The organism is Saccharopolyspora gloriosae (genome assembly GCF_014203325.1).
Lineage (GTDB): Bacteria > Actinomycetota > Actinomycetes > Mycobacteriales > Pseudonocardiaceae > Saccharopolyspora_C > Saccharopolyspora_C gloriosae.
The window spans coordinates 2,807,680-2,826,921 of record NZ_JACHIV010000001.1 but is presented as its reverse complement, the minus strand read 5'-3'; the positions used below and the strand labels follow the sequence as shown (position 1 = coordinate 2,826,921).

The following is a 19,242-nucleotide window of genomic DNA, read 5'->3' as shown; positions in this document are numbered from 1 at the left end:
CGAACCGGTCTCCACCTCGTCCGCACGCCTGATGAGCAGCGGGAATCCATGCGATCAGGTTCGTGTGTGATACGCGTCGGGATGGAACAAGACCGACCAATCGGTCAGCTCGGCGGGCAGCGACGTCCCGTCGGGAACGACCCGGCCGGAGACGACCGGAAACGACGGAGCGCCCCGAGATCGCGCGGATCCCGGGGCGCTCGTGACGTCGACCGATCAGACCATCGGGCGGTCCGTCGGTGCGATCGGGGCGGGGAGCACGTCCCGGCCCGTCAGGTAGCGGTCGACCCCGGCGGCGGCCGAACGGCCCTCCGAGATCGCCCACACGATCAGCGACTGGCCGCGGCCCATGTCGCCCGCCGTGAACACACCGTCCACAGTGGTCATGAAGTCCGAGTCGCGGGCGACGTTGCCGCGCTCGTCGAGCTCCACGCCGAGGTCGGTGAGCAGACCTTCCTTCTCCGGGCCGACGAAGCCCATCGCCAGGAACGCCAGCTGGCAGGGCAGTTCCCGCTCGGTGCCCTCGACCGGCACGAAGCGGCCGTCCTCCCGACGCACTTCCGCGAGGCGCAGCGCACGCAGGTTCCCAGCCTCGTCCTTGAGGAACTCCTGGGTGTTGACGGAGAACAGCCGCTCCCCGCCCTCCTCGTGCGCCGAGGTCACCTTGAACGTCATCGGGTACGTCGGCCACGGCTGGCTGTCGGGCCGCTCGGACGGCGGCGTCGGCATGATCTCCAGCTGGGTCACCGACGCAGCGCCCTGGCGGTGCGCGGTGCCGACGCAGTCGGCACCGGTGTCACCGCCGCCGATCACGACGACGTCCTTGCCCGCGGCGTCGATCGGCGAGGACTGGAGGTCGCCCTCCTGCACCCGGTTCGACAGCGGCAGGTACTCCATCGCCTGGTGGACACCGACGGCCTCGCGGCCGGTGATCGGCAGGTCGCGGGCCGCGGTCGCGCCGCCGGAGAGGACCACCGCGTCGTAGTCCGCCTTCAGCTGCTCCACCGTCACGTCCACGCCGACGTTGACGCCGGCGCGGAACTCGGTGCCCTCGGCCCGCATCTGCCCGAGCCGCCGGTCCAGCCGGCGCTTCTCCATCTTGAACTCGGGAATGCCGTAGCGCAGCAGCCCGCCGATGCGGTCGGCCCGCTCGTAGACCACGACGTCGTGGCCCGCGCGGGTCAACTGCTGGGCGGCGGCCAGCCCGGACGGGCCGGAACCGATCACCGCGACCTTCTTGCCGGTCTTCGCCGCGGGCGCCTGCGGGGTCACCCAGCCCTCGTCCCAGGCCTTGTCGATGATCTCGATCTCGACCTGCTTGATCGTCACCGGGTCGGAGTTGATGCCGACCACGCACGCCGCCTCGCACGGGGCGGGGCACAACGTCCCGGTGAACTCCGGGAAGTTGTTCGTGGCGTGCAGGCGCTCGACCGCGTCGCTCCAGTCGCCGCGCCAGGTGAGGTCGTTCCACTCCGGGATCAGGTTGCCCAGCGGACAACCGTTGTGACAGAAGGGGATGCCGCAATCCATGCAGCGCCCTGCCTGCTCCTTGACCCGGCCCGGCTCGAAGTCCAGGTAGACCTCGCGCCAGTCCTTGATCCTGATGTCCACGGGGCGGCGCTGGGGCGTTTGGCGCGCCGTGGTGATGAATCCCTTCGGGTCAGCCATGAGCCGCCTCCATGATCGCCTTGTTGACGTCGCGACCGTCGCGCTCGGCGGCGTCCTGCGCTTCCAGCACGCGCTTGAAGTCGCGCGGCATGACCTTGCCGAAGCGCTCCACCGAACGGTCCCAGTCGGCCAGCAGTTCGCTCGCCACCTGCGAGGCGGTCTGCTCGAAGTGCCTGCGGATCCGGTCGTGCAGGAACTCGCGGTCGGCGTCGTCGAGCGGGTCGAGGTCGACCATCTCCGGGTTGACGCGGTCCTCGCGCAGGTCCAGCACGTAGGCGATGCCGCCGGACATGCCGGCCGCGAAGTTGCGCCCGGTGCCACCGAGGATCACCGCGCGGCCACCGGTCATGTACTCGCAACCGTGATCGCCGATGCCCTCGACGACGGCCACCGCGCCGGAGTTGCGCACGCAGAACCGCTCCCCCACGACACCGCGCACGAACAGCTCGCCGCCGGTCGCGCCGTAGAGCAGCACGTTGCCCGCGATGACGTTGTCCTCGGCGGTGTAGGAGGCGTTCTCCGGTGGCCGCACCACGATGCGCCCGCCCGAGAGGCCCTTGCCGACGTAGTCGTTGCCGTCGCCCAGCAACCGCAGCGTGATGCCGCGCGGCACGAACGCGCCGAAGCTCTGCCCGGCCGAACCGGTGAACGTCACGTCGATCGTGTCGTCCGGCAGGCCCTCGCCGCCCCACCTGGTGGTCAGCTCGTGGCCGAGCATGGTGCCCACCGTGCGGTTGACGTTGCGCACCGGCAGTTCCAGCCGCACCGGCGAGCCGTCCTTGAGCGCACCCTCGCTGAGCTGGATCAGCGTGTGGTCCAGGGCCTTGTCCAGCCCGTGGTCCTGGGTGGTCGTGTTGTGCAGCGCCGCGCCCGCGGGCAGTTCCGGCACGTGGGTGATGGCCGAGAGGTCGAGCTCCTCGGTCTTCCAGTGCCGCACCGCGTCGTCGGTGTCGATCAGCTCGGCGTGCCCGATGGCCTCTTCGATGGAGCGGAAACCGAGTTCTGCCAGGTATTCCCGCACTTCTTCGGCGATGAACTTGAAGAAGTTCACCACGTACTCGGCCTTGCCGTCGAACTTCGCCCGCAGATCCGGGTTCTGCGTCGCCACGCCCACCGGACAGGTGTCGAGGTGGCACACCCGCATCATGATGCAGCCGGACACGACCAGCGGAGCGGTGGCGAAACCGAACTCCTCCGCGCCGAGCAGCGCGGCGATCACCACGTCGCGACCGGTCTTGAGCTGACCGTCGGTCTGCACCACGATCCGGTCGCGCAGGTCGTTGGCCAGCAGCGTCTGCTGCGTCTCGGCCAGCCCCAGCTCCCAGGGCCCGCCCGCGTGCTTGATCGACGACAGCGGTGAGGCGCCGGTGCCGCCGTCGTGCCCGGAGATGAGCACCACGTCGGCGTGGGCCTTGCTCACGCCCGCCGCGACCGTGCCGACACCGACCTCGCTGACCAGCTTGACGTGGATCCGCGCCTTCGGGTTGGCGTTCTTCAGGTCGTGGATCAGCTGCGCGAGGTCTTCGATCGAGTAGATGTCGTGGTGCGGCGGCGGGGAGATCAGCCCCACGCCCGGCGTGGAGTGCCGGGTCTTGCCGACCCACGGGTACACCTTGTGGCCGGGCAGCTGGCCGCCCTCACCGGGCTTGGCGCCCTGGGCCATCTTGATCTGGATGTCGTCGGCGTTGACCAGGTATTCGCTGGTGACGCCGAACCGCCCGGAGGCGACCTGCTTGATCGCGGAGCGGCGCGAGTCGCCGTTGGCGTCCGGGGTGAACCGGTCGGCGTCCTCACCGCCCTCACCGGTGTTGGACTTGCCGCCGAGGCGGTTCATCGCGATCGCCAGCGTCTCGTGCATCTCCTGCGAGATCGACCCGTAGGAGATGGCGCCGGTGGCGAACCGCTTCACGATCGACTCGACGGACTCGACCTCGTCGATCGGCACCGGCTTGCGCACGCCGTCGCGGAACTTGAACAGCCCGCGCAGCGTCATCAGGTCGCGCGACTGGTCGTCGACGGCCTTCGTGTACTCCTTGAAGACCTCGTAGCGACCGGCCCGCGTGGAGTGCTGCAGCTTGAACACGGTGCGCGGGTTGAACAGGTGCGGGTCGCCTTCGCGCCGCCACTGGTACTCACCGCCCACCGCCAGGCTCCGGTGCGAGGCCTGGACGCCGTCGGCCGGGTAGGCCTTGCGGTGCCGCTCGGCGACCTCCTTGGCCAGCAGGTCGAAGCCGACGCCGCCGAGCCGCGAGGTGGTGCCCGCGAAGCACCGCTCGATGACCTCCGCGCCGAGACCGATCGCCTCGAAGATCTGCGCGCCGGTGTAGGAGGCCACCGTGGACACGCCCATCTTGGACATGGTCTTGCGCACGCCCTTGCCGAGCGCCTTGATCAGGTTGCCGGTGGCCTGCGTGCCGTCGAGTCCCTGGAGCACGCCGTTGTGCACCAGGTCCTCGACGCTGGCCATCGCCAGGTACGGGTTGACCGCGGCGGCGCCGTAGCCGATCAGCAGCGCGACGTGGTGCACCTCGCGCACGTCGCCCGCCTCGATCACCAGGCCGACCCGGGTGCGGGTCTTCTCGCGCACCAGGTGGTGGTGCACGGCGCCGGTGACCAGCAGCGACGGGATCGGGGCGTGATCGGCGTCGGCGGTGCGGTCGGAGAGCACCAGGACGTGCGCCCCGTCTGCGACGGCGGCCGAGACCTCGTCGCAGATCTCGTCCAGCCGGTCCCGCAGCGCCTGCCCGCCACCGCCGACCTCGTAGGTGCTGCGGATCGTGGCGGGCTTGAGGCCGGGCCGGTCGCCGTCGTCGTTGATGTGCACGATCTTGGCGAGCTGGTCGTTGTCCAGCACCGGGAACGGCAGCACCAGCTGCTTGCAGGCGTCCGGGTCGTGGTCGAGCAGGTTGTGCTCAGGTCCCACGTGGGTGGCCAGCGAGGTCACCAGCTCTTCCCGGATCGCGTCCAGCGGCGGGTTCGTGACCTGCGCGAACAACTGGGTGAAGTAGTCGAACAGTTGCCGGGGGCGCTTGGAGAACGCCGCGAACGGCACGTCGTTGCCCATCGAGCCGATCGGTTCCGCACCACCGGCGGCCATCGGCTTGAGCAGCACTCCCAGTTCTTCCTGGGTGTAGCCGAACACCTGCTGGCTGTGCACCAGCGACGCGTGCGAGGGCACCTCGCGGTCGCGGTCGGGCAGGTCGCCCAGGTGCACCACGCCGTCGTCCAGCCACTGCTGGTACGGGTGCGCGGCGGCCAGCTCGCCCTTGATCTCCTCGTCGTCGACGATGCGGCCGGCGCCGGTGTCGACGAGGAACATGCGGCCCGGCTGCAACCGGCCCTTGCGCACCACGCGCGCCGGGTCCAGGTCGAGCACGCCGACTTCGCTGGCCAGCACGACCAGGCCGTCGTCGGTGACCCAGTAGCGGCCGGGGCGCAGCCCGTTGCGGTCGAGGACCGCGCCGATCTGGGTGCCGTCGGTGAACGCCACCAGCGCGGGACCGTCCCAGGGCTCCATCAGGTAGTTGTGGAACTCGTAGAACGCCTTGCGCCGCGGGTCCATCTCGGCGTGGTTCTCCCACGCCTCCGGGATCATCATCAGCACCGAGTGCGGCAGCGACCGGCCACCGAGGTGCAGCAGCTCCAAGACCTCGTCGAAGGTCGCCGAGTCGCTGCCGTCGGGCGTGGCGATCGGGAACAGCCGCTTGAGCTCACCGGGGATGAGGTCGGTCGCGAGCATGCTCTCGCGGGTCCGCATCCAGTTCCGGTTGCCCTTCATCGTGTTGATCTCGCCGTTGTGCGCGATGAAGCGGTACGGGTGCGCCAGCGGCCACGACGGGAACGTGTTCGTGGAGAACCGCGAGTGCACCAGGCCGATCGCGCTCGTGAACCGCTCGTCGAGCAGGTCCGGGAAGAACGCGTCGAGCTGGGTCTCGCTGAGCATTCCCTTGTAGACGAAGGTCCGGGCCGACAGGCTCGGGAAGTACACCGCCGCCTCGTGCTCGGCACGCTTGCGCACGCAGAAGGCGCGGCGTTCGAACTGGAGCGCCGATTCCTGCTCGGCACCGTCGGTTCCGTGCCCGATGAACAACTGCCGGAAGCTCGGCATCACCTCGCGGGCGGAGCGGCCCGCGTTCTCGGCGACGATCGGCACTTCGCGCCAGCCGAGCAGGGTGAGCCCTTCCTCGGCCACGATCCGCTCGATGACTCCGACGGCCTCCTCGGCCGCGGACCCGTCCGCGGGCAGGAAGGCGGTCCCCGCCGCGTACCCGCCCGCTTCGGGCAGGTCGAAGGGGACGACGGCGCGGAAGAAGGCGTCCGGGACCTGCGTGAGCAGGCCGACGCCGTCTCCGGTCTCCGGGTCGGCGCCCTTGGCTCCCCGGTGTTCCAGGTTTCGCAATGCCGTGAGCGCGTTCTCCACCAGGGCATGGCTGCGTCGCCCGTGCATATCGGCCACGAACGCCACTCCGCAGGCGTCGTGGTCGTGAGCCGGGTCGTACAGACCCCGCTCGGCGGCGCGACGTTGCGCCTCATTTCTCAAATACTGGGAATCCGGCATCGATCCTCCCGTCGCCAGGCCCGGATCGAGCGAGGGAATTGTGAGCACTCGCCATCGATCCGCGAAAACCTATCGGGCACTGACAAAAGGATGCGCCGTTGCATCGTCGGTCAGTTTGAGGCACTGTACAGACCGATGCCGCTCAAGGCTACGCCTGAGTAACGCGGGTAAAAATCACATGGCGCCTTCCCGCCGACCGCGACGATCCCCTTCGGGCACTTCCACCGCAGGTCACGTTCGATCAACCGCCCGTGCCCGCCACTTCCGGCGAGCGGCGGCCCGCAGCGCGCCACCGAGAGTCGTCTTCCCAGCTCAGAGCGGCTTTTTCGGTCCAGCCCGCGTTACTGGTGATGTAGGCCACAGCATAGGAACCCTTGCGCGCAGCGGCTTTCCGCCGCACCGTCCCCTGTGGAATGGCCGATTCTCCGGCGACGGGGCGAAGTTCACACGGATGCCGCAACCCGCGCGGTCGCCTTTCCCGCTATGCGCGGGAACGCGAGCGCACCGACCCGCCCAGCCGCACACAGACGGCCCTGAACCAGGTCGGACACCTCCCTGACCAGCACCGATCGGGCACCACGGCTGCCGCGCCCGGTCGCCCACCGCGGAACCGGTCCACTCCGGAAAGGCCGCACCGGCACGCTGCGCAATTCCGCTGCCACGCTGAGCGAACCGCCGAGAAGACCATTCTTGATCGATTATCGGGAATGCTGCGAAGCGGAGCGGAATCGGACGATTTCACACCGTCACAGCAGATTCCCGCCCGCTCCGATCAATCGCGCGGGAGGCGACCGGTGAGCACTCCCGGCGGTTCGGGCAACCGACCCGGACGCGCCGCATAACGCGACAGCAGCAAAAGCATTGCGATACCGATCAGCAGATAGGAATCGCCGATCACGTGCTGTACGGCATTCCAGTCGCCGCTCGCGGGCAGCATCCGGAACGTGGCCGCGAACGCGGCGACGATGATGACCGCTCCGGCGGCGAGCCAGCCCGTGCTGCGCCTGCGCAGGGCGGTACCGGCCACGACGAGCAGGCCCGGCGCCACCCACACCCAGTGGTCCGACCAGGACGTCGGCGAGATCAGCAGGGCCAGCAGCGCGGTCCCCAGCAGCGCATGCCCGACCTCCGCCGACCGCAGCACGCGGACCGTCACCAGCGTCAGCACCAGCGCGAACAGCGCCCACAGCGAGTACTGGGTCAACGTGGGCAGGTCCAACCTGGCGAGCCCGCCCATGACCGATTGGTTGGTGTGGAACGCGGAACCACTCACCCCGGCCGCGGGGCCGCTGCCGAACCAGTAGTCCATCGAGGCCGACCGGTTGAGCACGAAGCCGAAGCAGGTTCCGGCCGTGGCGGTGACCGCCGCGACGGCGGCGGCCCGGTAGTCCTTGCGCACCAGGAAGAACAGCAGGAACGCGGCGGGCGTGAGCTTGATCGCGGCGGCGAGGCCGACCAGCAGACCGCGCGGCCACCGAGGGCTCTCGGCGAGGCAGTCGACGGCCACCAGCGCCATCAGCAGGATGTTGATCTGGCCCAGTCCGAACGACGCGTACACCGGTTCCAGCAGCAGCGTTCCCGGCAGCGCGAGCGCGGCCACCGCCAGCGCGCTCTCCCGCCCGGCCAGCGGCCACATCCGCCGCGCCACGAGGTACAGCACCACCCCGATGGCGGCCAGGTCCGTCAGGTAGATCAGCCACAGGCCGACGACGTGCGGCAGCAGCGCGGGCACCGACAGCGGGAGCAGCGCGAACGGCGGGTACACCCACGGCAGGATGCGATCCGCGCTGGTCATCGGCCCGCCGACCGTGATGTCCCCGCCGCTGAGCCAGGTGTGCACCGCCCACCGGTAGACCTGGTAGTCGATGCCCGCGTCGTGCCCGAGCCCGGCGCGGCGCATCAGGAACATCGCCACCGTCGAGACCACCAGCGCGGCCGCTCCGACGGCGATCACGGAACGCGGCCGTGCGAGCACCTGGGCGCGCAAGAGCTCCGTCCACCGCTGCGCGGTGGCGAGGTGCGAAGCGAGGGCCGAGCGGAATCCGGTCTGCTCAGGCGGGCCGGACGTGCCCGATAAGTCAGGGTGCAGCGGGGTGGCCAACGAGATCCTTCCGTCGCGCGGCCACCAGCATCGACTGCCCGATCCCCGACGAGGAGCATCCGGCCGCGGGGTGCACCTGAATGCAGGCACGAAACTCTATCCAACCCTGCCACAAGGGCTTCGAGGCGGTCCGCGGGCGGGGCGGGTGGCCGCCGTCCCCGTCGGCCCAGCGGGCGTCCCCGCTTCCCTCGTCGGCGGCGGAGCCGCCGCGCAGCGGCCACCAAGGCGCCCCACCACGGGGACGGGTTCCCGGCAGCCCGCTCCCGGAATCAGCAATCGGACGAACGCCAGAAATCGACCCCGTGGCGAGAAGGCGGCGTCAGAGCGCGTAGAGCTCCGGGAGGTTCACGACGATCGCCTCCTGGGTGCTGCGGGAGATGACGACGACGGCCTTGTTGTCCGGGTCGGGGTTCTCCTCGCGGTGCGGGACGTAGGGCGGGACGAAGATGTAGTCGCCCGGTTCGGTCTTGATGCGGACCTCTTCGGTGCCGTCGTGGAAGACGAACTCGGGGTTGCCGCTCGCGACGTAGATCGCCGTCTCGGACTCGCCGTGGTGGTGGTTGTCGGAGGAGGTGGACGGGGCGACGTGCGTCTCGCCGGTCCAGATCCGCTCGGAGCCGACGGTGTCCCCGCTGATCGCGGCGAGCCGCTGCATCCCCTCGGTCTGCGCGGTGTTGCGGTCCAGCGAATCACCACGGATGTGGTGCAGCCGTGCCCGCAGCGGCCGGTCGTCCGCGGGTGCGTCCTGCGAGCTGAAGTCGGGGTGGAAGGCGTCGGACATGTCGAGCTCCGTTCTGCGCGTGGTTCACGGCGAGGGTCGCCCCGGCTCGGGGTTCCTCGCGACCCGGGCGGTCGGGCGGGTCAGGCCACCGGGGTTCGGTCGGCGGCGAGGTCGGCGATGGTGACGTGGTCGAGGAACTCGGCGACCGTGCCGCCCAGCCGCGCCCACACGCCGTCCTGCGGCGCGTCGTCGTGGCGGGAGGTCACCGAGCCCTCCACGACGCGGATCACCTCCGCGAGAGTGATCTCCTCGGCCGGTTTCGCCGGCCAGTAGCCGCCTTCGCAGCCGCGCTGGCTGTTGACGAGGCGGCCGCGGCGCAGCTCCACCATCAGGTTCACCAGGGAGTTCAGCGGAATTCCCTGGGTGCGGGCCATCGACTCGCAGGTCTGCTGCCTGCCGCTGCGGGCGAGTTCGGTGAGCGCCCGCACCGAGTAGTCCACCCGCGCCGAGATGTGCACGGGCGCGGCGCGGCGCACCCGCGAGCTCTTCGCGGCGGTGACCTCGGGCAGCACCACGGCTCCCTTGGCGATCTCCTCGCAGAACAGCACGATCCGGGCGGCGACGCTGCGGTGCACCTTGTCGTTGAGGATGTCGTGCACGCCGTCCTTGAACACCGCCGCGGTGGCCTGCGGATGCGCGGCGCCGAGCCGCGTCACCGGGTCCACCGGCGCGATGGCGTCGCCGTCGCCGTGCAGCAGCAGCACCGGGATCTCCGGGAGACCTCGCGGCGGCACCGAAGTGCCCGCGTCGAGCTCGCCCCACCTGAAGTCGGGGTCGGCGTCGAGGCGTTCCCGGTGGATCGGGCAGGACGTGCGCGCGGAGATCTCTTCGTCACGGCCCGCGGGCGCCTCCGTCGCCGCCGACAGCGGCGTGCCCGCCAGCACCAGGCCGTCGACGGACGAGCTCAGCGCCGCCTCCCAGGCTCGCAGCGCCCCGGTGTCGGTCCCGACGAGGATGCGGGCCGTGTCGCCCGCGTCGGCGAACCACGCCGCGGGCTCACCCGGCTCCGCGGCCAGGTCCGGTACGACCACCGTGTAGCCGTCGACGGCGAGCCTGCGCCCGAACCGCTCGTACACACCGGGATGTTCGCCCCTGCCGTGCAGCACTACGACGTGGCCCCGCGAAGCGCTGTCGGGCACCCACGTGCGCGTCATGTCGACTCCATTCGTTCCATCCCCGGCATCATGCCCCGCCGGAGTACAGGTCGGGCACGCTGGATGCCGCGACGTCGATCGGCTCCCGGATCACCCCGGCGGCGCGGAACCGGTCGGCGGTGCGCTGCAACTCGGCGAGCACCTCCGGGCTCAGCGGCCGGATCTCTTGCCGGGTCCGGGTGAGGATGTTGCGGGCCACCTGGGGTTCCAGGGACGTCAGGTCCGAGTAGACCCGCTGGTATTCGGCTTGGTTCTCGTCGCTCCACTGCCAGGCTCGGGCGAATCGGCGCATGGCGTCGGCCAACGCCTCCCGCTTCAGCGGGTCCGCCAGGGAGGACTCGGCGACGGATATGAATCCGTTGTGGCCGTTGATGCCGGTGCCGTCGCGGAGCACCCGCGCTCCCGCGTCCTGCGCGATGGCGAGGTACGGGTCGAACGTCGCCCACGCCTCGATGTGGCCGGCGCGGAAACCGGCTTGAGCGTCGGTGGGCAGGCTGAAGGTGATCTCCACATCGCGCGGGTCCAAGCCCGCCTCCTCCAGTGCTCCGAGCACGGTGAGCTGCGAGATGCTGCCCGCGGCCGAGGAGATCACGATGTGCTTGCCGCGCAGGTCGGCCACGGTGCGGATCGGCGAGTCCGGCGGCACCACGATCGCCGTGGACGACTGCGCGGCGGCGGTGGCGACGGCCGGGCGGATCGGCACTCCCCCGGCCAGCGCCTGCAAGGTGGGGGTGTCCCCGGCGACGGCGGTGTCCACTTCGCCGGAACGCACCGCCTCGAACAGCGGCGCGGCGCCTTGGAAATTGGCCCACCGCACCCGGTACGGCGCGTCCTCGAACGCCTTCGCCGCCTCGGCCCGCGCCCGGGTGCCGCCGGCTTGGTCACCGAGCACCAGGGTCACGTCCGAGAGCCGGTCCGCGGGTCGTCCGCCGCCGCAGCCTGCCAGCACCGAGAGCAGCGCTAGCACCACCGCCACCACCGCCGTGCGATGTCGAGCCACGATCACTCCTCATGTCCGTTTAGGACGGTCAGTCCAGCAGGTCGGGCTGTTCGTGCACGATCTCCTCGTACAGCGGCGCGAACGTGACCCAGCCCGGGTCGGCGTGCCTGCTGTACTGCTCGTGGGTGTGGCGGGCGATGTCGTCGGGGATCAGCTGCGGCTCGCCCGCCGACGAGGCGAGGATCTGCGTCTTCGCGTTGCGCTCGGCGGCCACGTACAGCGACACCGCCTCCTCCACCGACCGCCCGACGGTGAGCAGGCCGTGGTTCGCGAGGATCGCCACCCGCCGCTGTCCCAGGGTTTCGGCGATGCGGCGGCCCTCTTCCAGGTCCAGCACCACACCGGAGAAGTCCGGCACGATCACGTTGTCGCCGTAGAACTGCGCGCCGTCCTGCGAGATCGGCAGCAGCTCGGTGCCCAGCGCGGCCAGCGCCTTGCCCCAGATGGAGTGGCTGTGCGCGGCCGCGTCCAGGTGCGGGTGGGCGCGGTGGATCTGCGAGTGGATCGCGAAAGCGGCCTGGTTGACCGGGTGGTCGCCGTGCACGATCTCGCCGTCGTGGTTGACCAGCAGCAGATCGGAGGCCTTGATGCGGCTGAACGCGCGGCCCAAGGGGTTGACCCAGAAGTGGTCGGTCAGTTCCGGGTCGCGCACGGTGATGTGCCCGGCTGCGCCCTCGTTGTAGCCGAGCTTGCCGAAGATCCGGAACCCGGCGACGAGGCGCTGCTTGCGGAAGAGCCGCTCGTCCTCCACGGAGTCGAACTTCGGCCGCGGCGGGAAGGTGTTGGTGCGGGGCCGCAGGTTCCGGGCGAATTCCGAGAGTTGCGAGGAAGGTGCGGTGGCGGTCATGCCGGGGTCCTTTCGCTCTGGTCCTGCTCGGTGGTCGCGCCCGCGCGGGCGCGGCGGGCGACTTCTTCGCGGACGGCCGGGAGGAGTTCGCGGCCGTAGTCGATGGCGTCGTCGAGCGGGTCGTAACCGCGGATCAGCAACGTGGTCACGCCGATGTCGACGTAGTCGGCCAGCGCCTTCGCCACGGTCTCGGCGGTGCCGACGAGCGCGGTGGAGTTGCCCGCCGCGTTCGTGGCCTGCGAGGTCGGGGTCCACAGCGCGCGGTCGTGCAGCTCGCCCTTCGCGGCGGCGGCGAGCAGGCGCTGCGAGCCGACGTTGGCGACCTCGGTGCCCTTGCCGAGGGTCTTCGGCCCGGTGAACGAGCCGAACCCGCCGCGGGCGGCGTGGATCCGGTCCAGCACGGAATGCGCGCGTTCCCAGGCGAGCTCCTCGGTGGCGCCGAGGATCGGCCGGAACGACACGCTGATTCCGGGGGTGTCGGTGCGCCCGGCCGCGCGGGCGGCGGCGCGCACCGAGGCGATCTGCTCGGCGGTCTCGGCCAGCGGTTCGCCCCACAGCGCGAACACGTCGGCGTGCTTGCCGCCGACCCGGTATGCGGCCTCGGAGGAACCGCCGAAGTACAGCGGAATCCGGGGCCGCTGAACGGGTTTCACCGCGGTCTGGAAGTCCTCGAAGCGGTAGTTCGGGCCGTCGTGGCTGATCGGGCCGTCCTCGGTCCACGCCCGCTTCAGGACGTCGAGGTATTCGTCGGTGCGGGCGTAGCGCTGCTCCTTGTCCAGGTAGTCGCCGTCGCGGCGCTGCTCGGAGTCGCTGCCGCCGGTGATGATGTGCACCGCGATCCGGCCGCCCGCGAGGGTGTCCAGCGTCGAGAAGGTGCGCGCCGCCAGCGTCGGCGACACGAAGCCCGGCCGGTGCGCCACCAGGAACCCGAGCCGGTCGGTGTGCGCGGCGACGTGCGCGGCGATCTGGGTGCCGTCCGGTGAGCCGGAGCCGTGGCCGATGAGCACGCGGTCGAACCCGCCGTCCTCGTGGGCGCGGGCGAAACGCCGCAGGAACTCCGGGTCGATCGCGGGCCCTTCTGCTCGGTGGATCTCCGAGACGTGCTGGGGGCCGATCATGCCGACGATTTCCACACTCATGACAACACTTCCTGTTCGGTCCTGATCCGCGAGCGGACGCGTCGGCTCGCCCCGGCTCCGGTGGAGCCGCGGTGGTGATCGCGCGTCCGTGCGGCGAATGTCGTTGCGCCGCTATGGAGAAGTCGTGCTCAGTGCACTCCCAGCCAGGAGAGGAGCTCGGAGCGCTGCGCCACGAACGCCGGTGCGGACACGTCGCGCGGGCGGGGGTGTTCGACGAGCTGGTCGTGCACGATGCCGCCGCCGTCCATCACCAGCACCCGATCCGCGAGCAGCAGCGCCTCCTCGACGTCGTGGGTGACGAGCAGGATCGCGCAGCCGTGGCGCTGCCACAGCTCCCCGACCAGCGCCTGCACCTTCAGCCGGGTGAGGGCGTCGAGCGCGGAGAACGGCTCGTCCAGCAGCAGCAGGTCCGGTTCGCGCACCAGCGCGCGGGCCAGCGAGGCGCGCTGCGCCTCACCGCCGGAGAGCACCTTCGGCCACACGTCCACCCGGTGCCCGAGGCCGACCTCCTCCAGCGCGGCGACGGCCTTCGCCCGGTTCGGCTTGCCGCGCAGGCCGAGGACCACGTTGCGCCACACCCGCTTCCACGGCAGCAGCCGCGGCGCTTGGAACGCCACCGCGCGCCGCTGCGCCACCTGGACCTCGCCGGTGATCTCGCGGTCGAGGTCGGCGAGGATGCGCAGCAGGGTGCTCTTGCCGCACCCGCTGGGGCCGAGCAGCGCCACGAACTGGCCCGGTTCGATGTCCAGGTCGAGACCGTCGATGACGGTGTGGTCGCCGAAGCTCTTCGTGAGGCCGCGCACCGTGGCGGGCAGCGCGCCCTTCGACGCGGACTCGGTGGCGGTCTCCGGCGCACCGCCCGGGTCGGTGGTGGCCCCGCCCGGACCGGTGGTGGCCGCGTCGACGTGCTCGTCGGGGGCGGCCTCGGGGGCCGCGGTCTCGGGGGCCGCGGTCTCGGGGGCGGATTCCGTCACGCTCCGCGGAAAGCCGGTCGCCATGCCAGCACGGTCCTTTCGAGAAGTCGAACGATGAAGTCGGCCACCAGGCCGAGCAGGGCGTAGAGCACCAGGCAGACCACGATGACGTCGGTCTGGAAGAACTCGCGGGCCATGTTCATCTCGTAGCCGATGCCCGCGTTCGCGTTGATCGTTTCGCCGAACACCAGCGCCAGCCACGCCGAGCCGAGCGAGAACCGCAGCCCCACCAGCGCGTTCGGCATCGCCGCGGGCAGGATCACGTGCCGCACCTGGGCGAACCAGCCGAGACCGAGGGTCTTGGCGGCCTCCACCAGGCCCGCGTCCACGTTGCGGATGCCGCCGAAGATGTTCATGTACAGCGGGAAGGTCACCGCGAGCGCGATGAGCACGATCTTCGGCGTCTCCCCGATGCCGAACCAGATGATCAGCAGCGGGATCAGGCCGATCACGGGCACCGTGCGCAGCATCTGCATCGGCGCGTCGGCGATGTCCTCACCGCGCCGGAACAACCCGGAGATCGTGGCCAGCACGACCGCCGCGATCAGGCCGAAGACCAGCCCGATCGCCACGCGCTGCACGGAGGCCAGCACCGCGTCCTGCAGCCTGCCCTCCTGCCACATCTCCCAGGCGGTGGCGGCGACCGTCGCCGGCGAGGCGAGCGTGTCGTCGTCGAGCACGCCGATCGAGCTGAGCAGTTGCCACAGCGCGATCAGCGCGATCGGGCTGAAGGTCTTGACCAGCCAGCGGGGAACGCGCTGCTCCCCTTTGGATCGGCTGGTCCGCACCGTTGTGACGGCGATGCCGCCGGTGTCGGATCGGGCGCTCGGAGGCGCCGCGGGCGAAGTCATCGTCACGCTCCACTGGCGACAAGGATCTGCGGAGGACGGCACTGGTTCGCGACCGGTGCCGCCGAAGAACGGGGCGCCGCACCGACTCGCATCAGGCGTGCGGTGTCACCGGAGAAGGTCGGTCAGCGGGGGCGGCAGTGCCGACTCGGCCGAGCGGTCCGGCTCGGCCACGGCAGTGCGGAAGGAAGGGCTCAGGCGCTACAGAGCGCGGAGGACACCCGTGCGTTGTCCACGTATTCGCGCGTGGTGAGCGTCGCCGTCCGGGCCATGCGATCACGGTAGCCACGCCGCCCAGCGGATGTAAACCCAACCCACCAGACCAAGATTGTGCCTCTCACAGTGTGGGAGTTCGTCGTGCCGGGGTGCGGAGGGCCCTTCCATCGCCGGGGAGCGCCGGAATCCGCCGTCACCCGAGCGACCGGCGAACTTCGCGGAGCCCCGGAAATCCGGGAACGCGGGATCCGCCGTCTTCATAGCGTCGATGGCATGATCCGACCACTCCCGCTCGACCCGCTCGAAAACCGGTTCCAGCGCGCGGCGCAGGACCGATGGCGGCTGCGCCTGGGTGTGTGGACGACCGAGGGCGTGCTGATCGCGGCCTTGCTGATCGCGGCGGTGTTCGGCGCGCTGGGCTTCTCGGTGCAGTGGCTGTTGTGGCCGGTGCTCGCGATCACGATCCCGCTCGGCATCGGCCTGCGAGTCGTGCTGGCGGTCGCCGACCGGCGCCACCGGTACCTGGGCGAGCTGATCTCCGAGCGCAACGGCGTTCCGGTGCGCGTCCGCCCCGCCCACGGGATCAGCATCGTGCTGCCGTGGCAGCTGGCCCGCGCGCTGTTCCGGCCGTACGCCGTGGACAAGGAGACCCGGACGCTGGAGCGGGTCGCGTTCTGGCGTTCGGCGAGCGGTCTGCTGACCGTCAGCATCGCGACGGGGCTGTACCAGAAGTCGGTGCTGGAGAACCTCACGGAGGCCTCCGAGAAGACGTTCTGGACCGCCCTGCTCGCGCTGTGCGTCGTCCCGGTGGTGCTGCCGCTGCTGTTCTTCGCCACCCACCGGCGGTTCCGCGGCCGGTTCGGGGCGGGGTTCTCCCGCCTGGGAGGACGGCTCCTGGCTGGCTTGGGCACCGTCGTCATCCCGGTCGCGGTGGCCGTCGGATGCATCGTGGCGCTCTGGGCCGGTTCGGACGGCGAGGAGACCCAGGTGATCACCGAGGGATGGCAGTACGCGGTCGGACTCACCGCATTCCTGTTCGTCGGCTGGCTCGCGGGGTACGCGCTGTGCTTCGTGTACTGGGCGGCGCGGACGGCGATGTGGACGAGCGACGTGCACCCGCTGCTCGCGCCGGTCATCTCGGCGGCGCTGGCCGTCACGATGACCGGGATCGAGTTCGTCGGCCGGTGGACCACCGCGCAGGACCCCGTACCCGATGAACTCTCGTACGCGCTGAACCTGTGCGGGCTGGTGACCACGCTGGCACTGGCGTTCGTCGAGTACCGGCACCTGCGCGGAACCGGCATCGGCTGGCTGACCGGACCCGATCCGCTGGAGCAGGACACCGTGCCGATCCCGCGGGTGGAGCCCGTGACCGATCGCCTCCAGGCAGTGCAAGGCACAGCCGATCCGATCGTTCACGGCCTGACGCCCCGCCCCCGGCGGCCGGTGCGGCGCCACGGCCCGGGGAACCCCTAGAAACCGCGCGAACCGGCCGAGCACCGGCATTCGTTCGGATACGATCGCGGCATCATGAGCTCCACTTCCGGCGAACTGCTGGCCGTCAGCGACCTGCACGTCGCGATGGCCGAGAACAAGGACATCGCGCGCGCCCTGCGTCCGCGCACCGAGCACGACTGGCTGATCGTCGCGGGCGACGTGGGCGAGCTCGCCGACGAGATCTCCTGGGCGCTGGGCATGCTCGCGGAGCGGTTCGCGAAGGTCATCTGGGTGCCCGGCAACCACGAGCTGTGGACGCCGAAGCAGGATTCGCTGCAGCTGCGCGGTGAAGCCCGTTACCTGGAGCTGGTGCGCCGCTGCCGCGAGCTCGGCGTGGTCACCCCGGAGGACGAGTTCCCGGTGTGGACCGGGCGCGGCGGCCCGGTGACCATCGCGCCGCTGTTCGTGCTCTACGACTACACCTTCCGCCCCGCCGGGACCTCCACGAAGGAGGAGGCGCTGGCCGTGGCGCACGAGTCCGGCGTGGTGTGCAGCGACGAGTTCCTGCTGCACCCGGATCCGTACGCGACCCGCGACGACTGGTGCCGGGCGCGGCTCGCCTACAGCGAGAAGCGGCTCGCCGAGTGCGATCCGGAGCTGCCGACGGTGCTGGTGAACCACTACCCGCTGGTGCGCGAACCCACCGACGTGCTCTGGTACCCGCAGTTCGCGCAGTGGTGCGGCACCGTGCACACCGCCGACTGGCACCTGCGCCACCGGGCCGCGGCCGTGATCTACGGGCACCTGCACATCCCCCGCACCACCTGGCACGACGGCGTGCGGTTCCAGGAGGTGTCGGTCGGCTACCCGCGCGAGTGGAAGCGCCGCGGCCTGCCCGACGACCCGCTGCGCCTGGTGTTCCCCGAGGAGACGTCGTGATCGAACGCCTGCTGCCCGGCGAGCTCGCCTGGGAGGAGACCCGCACCGACCCGCCGGACGCCTGGCTGTTCGACGAGGAGGCCGCGGTGATCGCGCGCGCGGTGGACAAGCGCCGCCGCGAGTTCACCACGGTCCGCCACTGCGCCCGAGCCGCGCTGGCGAAGGTCGGTGTGCCGGCCGCACCGCTGCTGCCCGGCGAACGCGGCGCGCCCGGCTGGCCCGCCGGGGTCGTGGGCAGCATGACGCACTGCGCCGGTTACCGGGCCGCCGTCGTCGGCCTGGAGAGCTCGGTGCTCACCGTCGGCATCGACGCGGAACCGCACGACGTGCTGCCGGACGGCGTCCTCAACGCCGTGACCCTCCCCGCCGAGCGCCCGCGGATCGAGGCGCTGTCCGCCGAGGACCCTTCGGTGCACTGGGACCGGATTCTGTTCAGCGCCAAGGAATCCGTCTACAAGGCGTGGTTCCCGATCACCGGCGAGTGGCTGGGCTTCGAGGACGCCGACCTCACCATCGACCCCGGCGGCACCTTCTCCGCGCGGCTGCTCAAGACCGGCCCCGAAGTGGAGGGGGCCCCGCTCACCTCGTTCACCGGCCGCTGGCTGGCCGACGACGGCCTCATCATCACCGCCATCGCACGCCTGCCCCGGACCCGCTGACCCGCCCGGTCCTCACACCTCGGCGAGAACTGCGTCGAGCACCCGGTGCTGCGCGACGGCGGACTCTCCGAGCGGGTCGGCGGCGAGCGTGATCAGCGCTTTCCACAACGCCCAGCCGCGAGCGCGCGCCCACGTCGCGTCGTCCAGTCCGACGGCCGCGCGGAACGCGTCCCGGCTCGCGCCGGTGAACAACGTCCACGCGATCACCAGGTCGCAGGCGGGGTCCCCGACTCCGCAGGACCCGAAGTCGATGACCGCGCTGAGCCGGCCGTCGCGCACCAGCAGGTTCCCCACGGCGACGTCGCCGTGGAACCACACCGGGTCGCCGCCCCAGGTCGAGTCGAGCGCCGCGTCCCACACCGCGGCGACCGCGTCCACGTCGATCCGGCCGTCGAGCTCCGCCAGCGCGGCCCGGGTCTCACCGTCGTAGTGCGCGGGCGGCGCTCCCCGGTGGAAGTTGTGCGCCCCCGGTGGCGGGCCGCCGGACGCGTCGATCCGGTGCAGGGCCGACAGGAACTCCGCGACCGACACGGCGAAGGAGGTCAGATCCGCGATGCGCCCCGGCGCGGCGGTCGCGCCGTCCAGCCAGCGCCGGATCGACCAGCTGCGCGGAAAACCGCACCCAGGCTCGCCTTTGGCCAGCGGCTCCGGGATCGCCACGGGCAGCGACGGCGCGAGCAGCGGGAGCCAGTGGTGCTCCTTGTGGATCGCCGCCTCGTACTCGGGCGCCGTCGGCAGCCGCACCGTCATCCGCTCGCCGAGCCGATAGGTCCGGTTGTCCCACCCGTCGACCTCCACGGGCGTCACCGGCAGCCCGCCCCACCGCGGGAACCGGGTCGCGACCAAGCGCCCGACCAGCTCCGCATCGATCCCCGCACGCCCGTCCCGAGCCCCCTCGACCACACCGGAACCCTGCCCGCC

At 71.0% G+C, this 19,242-nt stretch carries 14 protein-coding genes; 3 read left to right on the top strand and 11 right to left on the bottom strand.

The features are described from left to right. Nucleotides 1-216: 216 nt before the first annotated feature. The 10 genes from BJ969_RS12505 to BJ969_RS12460 form a co-directional block, all read right to left on the bottom strand. Nucleotides 217-1,668 carry a glutamate synthase subunit beta gene (locus tag BJ969_RS12505; RefSeq protein WP_184479108.1) on the bottom strand — a complete coding sequence of 484 codons (1,452 nt, stop codon included), beginning with the start codon at nt 1,666-1,668 and terminating at the stop codon, nt 217-219. Then, on the bottom strand, nt 1,661-6,226 hold the full coding sequence (gene gltB / locus BJ969_RS12500; RefSeq protein ID WP_184479107.1) for a glutamate synthase large subunit: 4,566 nt from the start codon (nt 6,224-6,226) through the stop codon (nt 1,661-1,663). The genes BJ969_RS12505 and gltB overlap by 8 nt, the downstream gene beginning before the upstream one ends. A 772-nt stretch (nt 6,227-6,998) precedes the next feature. Next, a complete protein-coding gene (locus BJ969_RS12495; protein WP_184479106.1) occupies nt 6,999-8,327 on the bottom strand; it encodes a glycosyltransferase family 87 protein in 1,329 nt (442 codons plus the stop codon). 319 nt (nt 8,328-8,646) lie between these two features. Then, nucleotides 8,647-9,108, bottom strand: a complete 462-nt coding sequence (locus BJ969_RS12490) for a cupin domain-containing protein (RefSeq protein WP_184479105.1) — start codon at nt 9,106-9,108, stop codon at nt 8,647-8,649. A gap of 80 nt (nt 9,109-9,188) precedes the next feature. Continuing rightward, complete coding sequence (locus BJ969_RS12485; protein WP_184479104.1) at nt 9,189-10,262, bottom strand: Rrf2 family transcriptional regulator; 1,074 nt, start codon at nt 10,260-10,262, stop codon at nt 9,189-9,191. Nucleotides 10,263-10,290: 28 nt separating this feature from the next. Then, nucleotides 10,291-11,262, bottom strand: coding sequence for an ABC transporter substrate-binding protein (locus tag BJ969_RS12480; RefSeq protein ID WP_184479103.1), 972 nt, complete (start codon nt 11,260-11,262; stop codon nt 10,291-10,293). A 28-nt stretch (nt 11,263-11,290) separates the two neighbouring features. Beyond that, complete coding sequence (locus BJ969_RS12475) at nt 11,291-12,109, bottom strand: class II aldolase/adducin family protein (protein ID WP_184479102.1); 819 nt, start codon at nt 12,107-12,109, stop codon at nt 11,291-11,293. Further along, nucleotides 12,106-13,248 (bottom strand): LLM class flavin-dependent oxidoreductase, encoded by a 1,143-nt coding sequence (locus tag BJ969_RS12470; protein WP_184479101.1) that lies wholly within the window; start codon nt 13,246-13,248, stop codon nt 12,106-12,108. The genes BJ969_RS12475 and BJ969_RS12470 overlap by 4 nt, the downstream gene beginning before the upstream one ends. Before the next feature lie 128 nt (nt 13,249-13,376). After that, a complete protein-coding gene (locus BJ969_RS12465) occupies nt 13,377-14,063 on the bottom strand; it encodes an ABC transporter ATP-binding protein (RefSeq protein WP_221316430.1) in 687 nt (228 codons plus the stop codon). A gap of 155 nt (nt 14,064-14,218) precedes the next feature. After that, on the bottom strand, nt 14,219-15,073 hold the full coding sequence (locus BJ969_RS12460; protein WP_184479099.1) for an ABC transporter permease: 855 nt from the start codon (nt 15,071-15,073) through the stop codon (nt 14,219-14,221). Nucleotides 15,074-15,559: 486 nt separating this feature from the next. Between BJ969_RS12460 and BJ969_RS12455 the strand changes: the two genes are divergently transcribed. From BJ969_RS12455 to BJ969_RS12445, 3 genes are read left to right on the top strand one after another with little or no spacing between them, the layout of a single operon-like run. Next, nucleotides 15,560-16,762 (top strand): hypothetical protein, encoded by a 1,203-nt coding sequence (locus BJ969_RS12455; protein WP_184479098.1) that lies wholly within the window; start codon nt 15,560-15,562, stop codon nt 16,760-16,762. 54 nt (nt 16,763-16,816) lie between these two features. Beyond that, nucleotides 16,817-17,662 carry a metallophosphoesterase family protein gene (locus BJ969_RS12450; RefSeq protein ID WP_184479097.1) on the top strand — a complete coding sequence of 282 codons (846 nt, stop codon included), beginning with the start codon at nt 16,817-16,819 and terminating at the stop codon, nt 17,660-17,662. After that, a complete protein-coding gene (locus tag BJ969_RS12445; protein ID WP_184479096.1) occupies nt 17,659-18,321 on the top strand; it encodes a 4'-phosphopantetheinyl transferase superfamily protein in 663 nt (220 codons plus the stop codon). Before BJ969_RS12450 ends, BJ969_RS12445 begins: the two co-directional genes overlap by 4 nt. Before the next feature lie 12 nt (nt 18,322-18,333). Here the strand turns inward: BJ969_RS12445 and BJ969_RS12440 are convergent, their stop codons facing one another. Continuing rightward, nucleotides 18,334-19,224 (bottom strand): phosphotransferase, encoded by an 891-nt coding sequence (locus tag BJ969_RS12440; RefSeq protein WP_184479095.1) that lies wholly within the window; start codon nt 19,222-19,224, stop codon nt 18,334-18,336. Between the last annotated feature and the right edge of the window lie 18 nt (nt 19,225-19,242).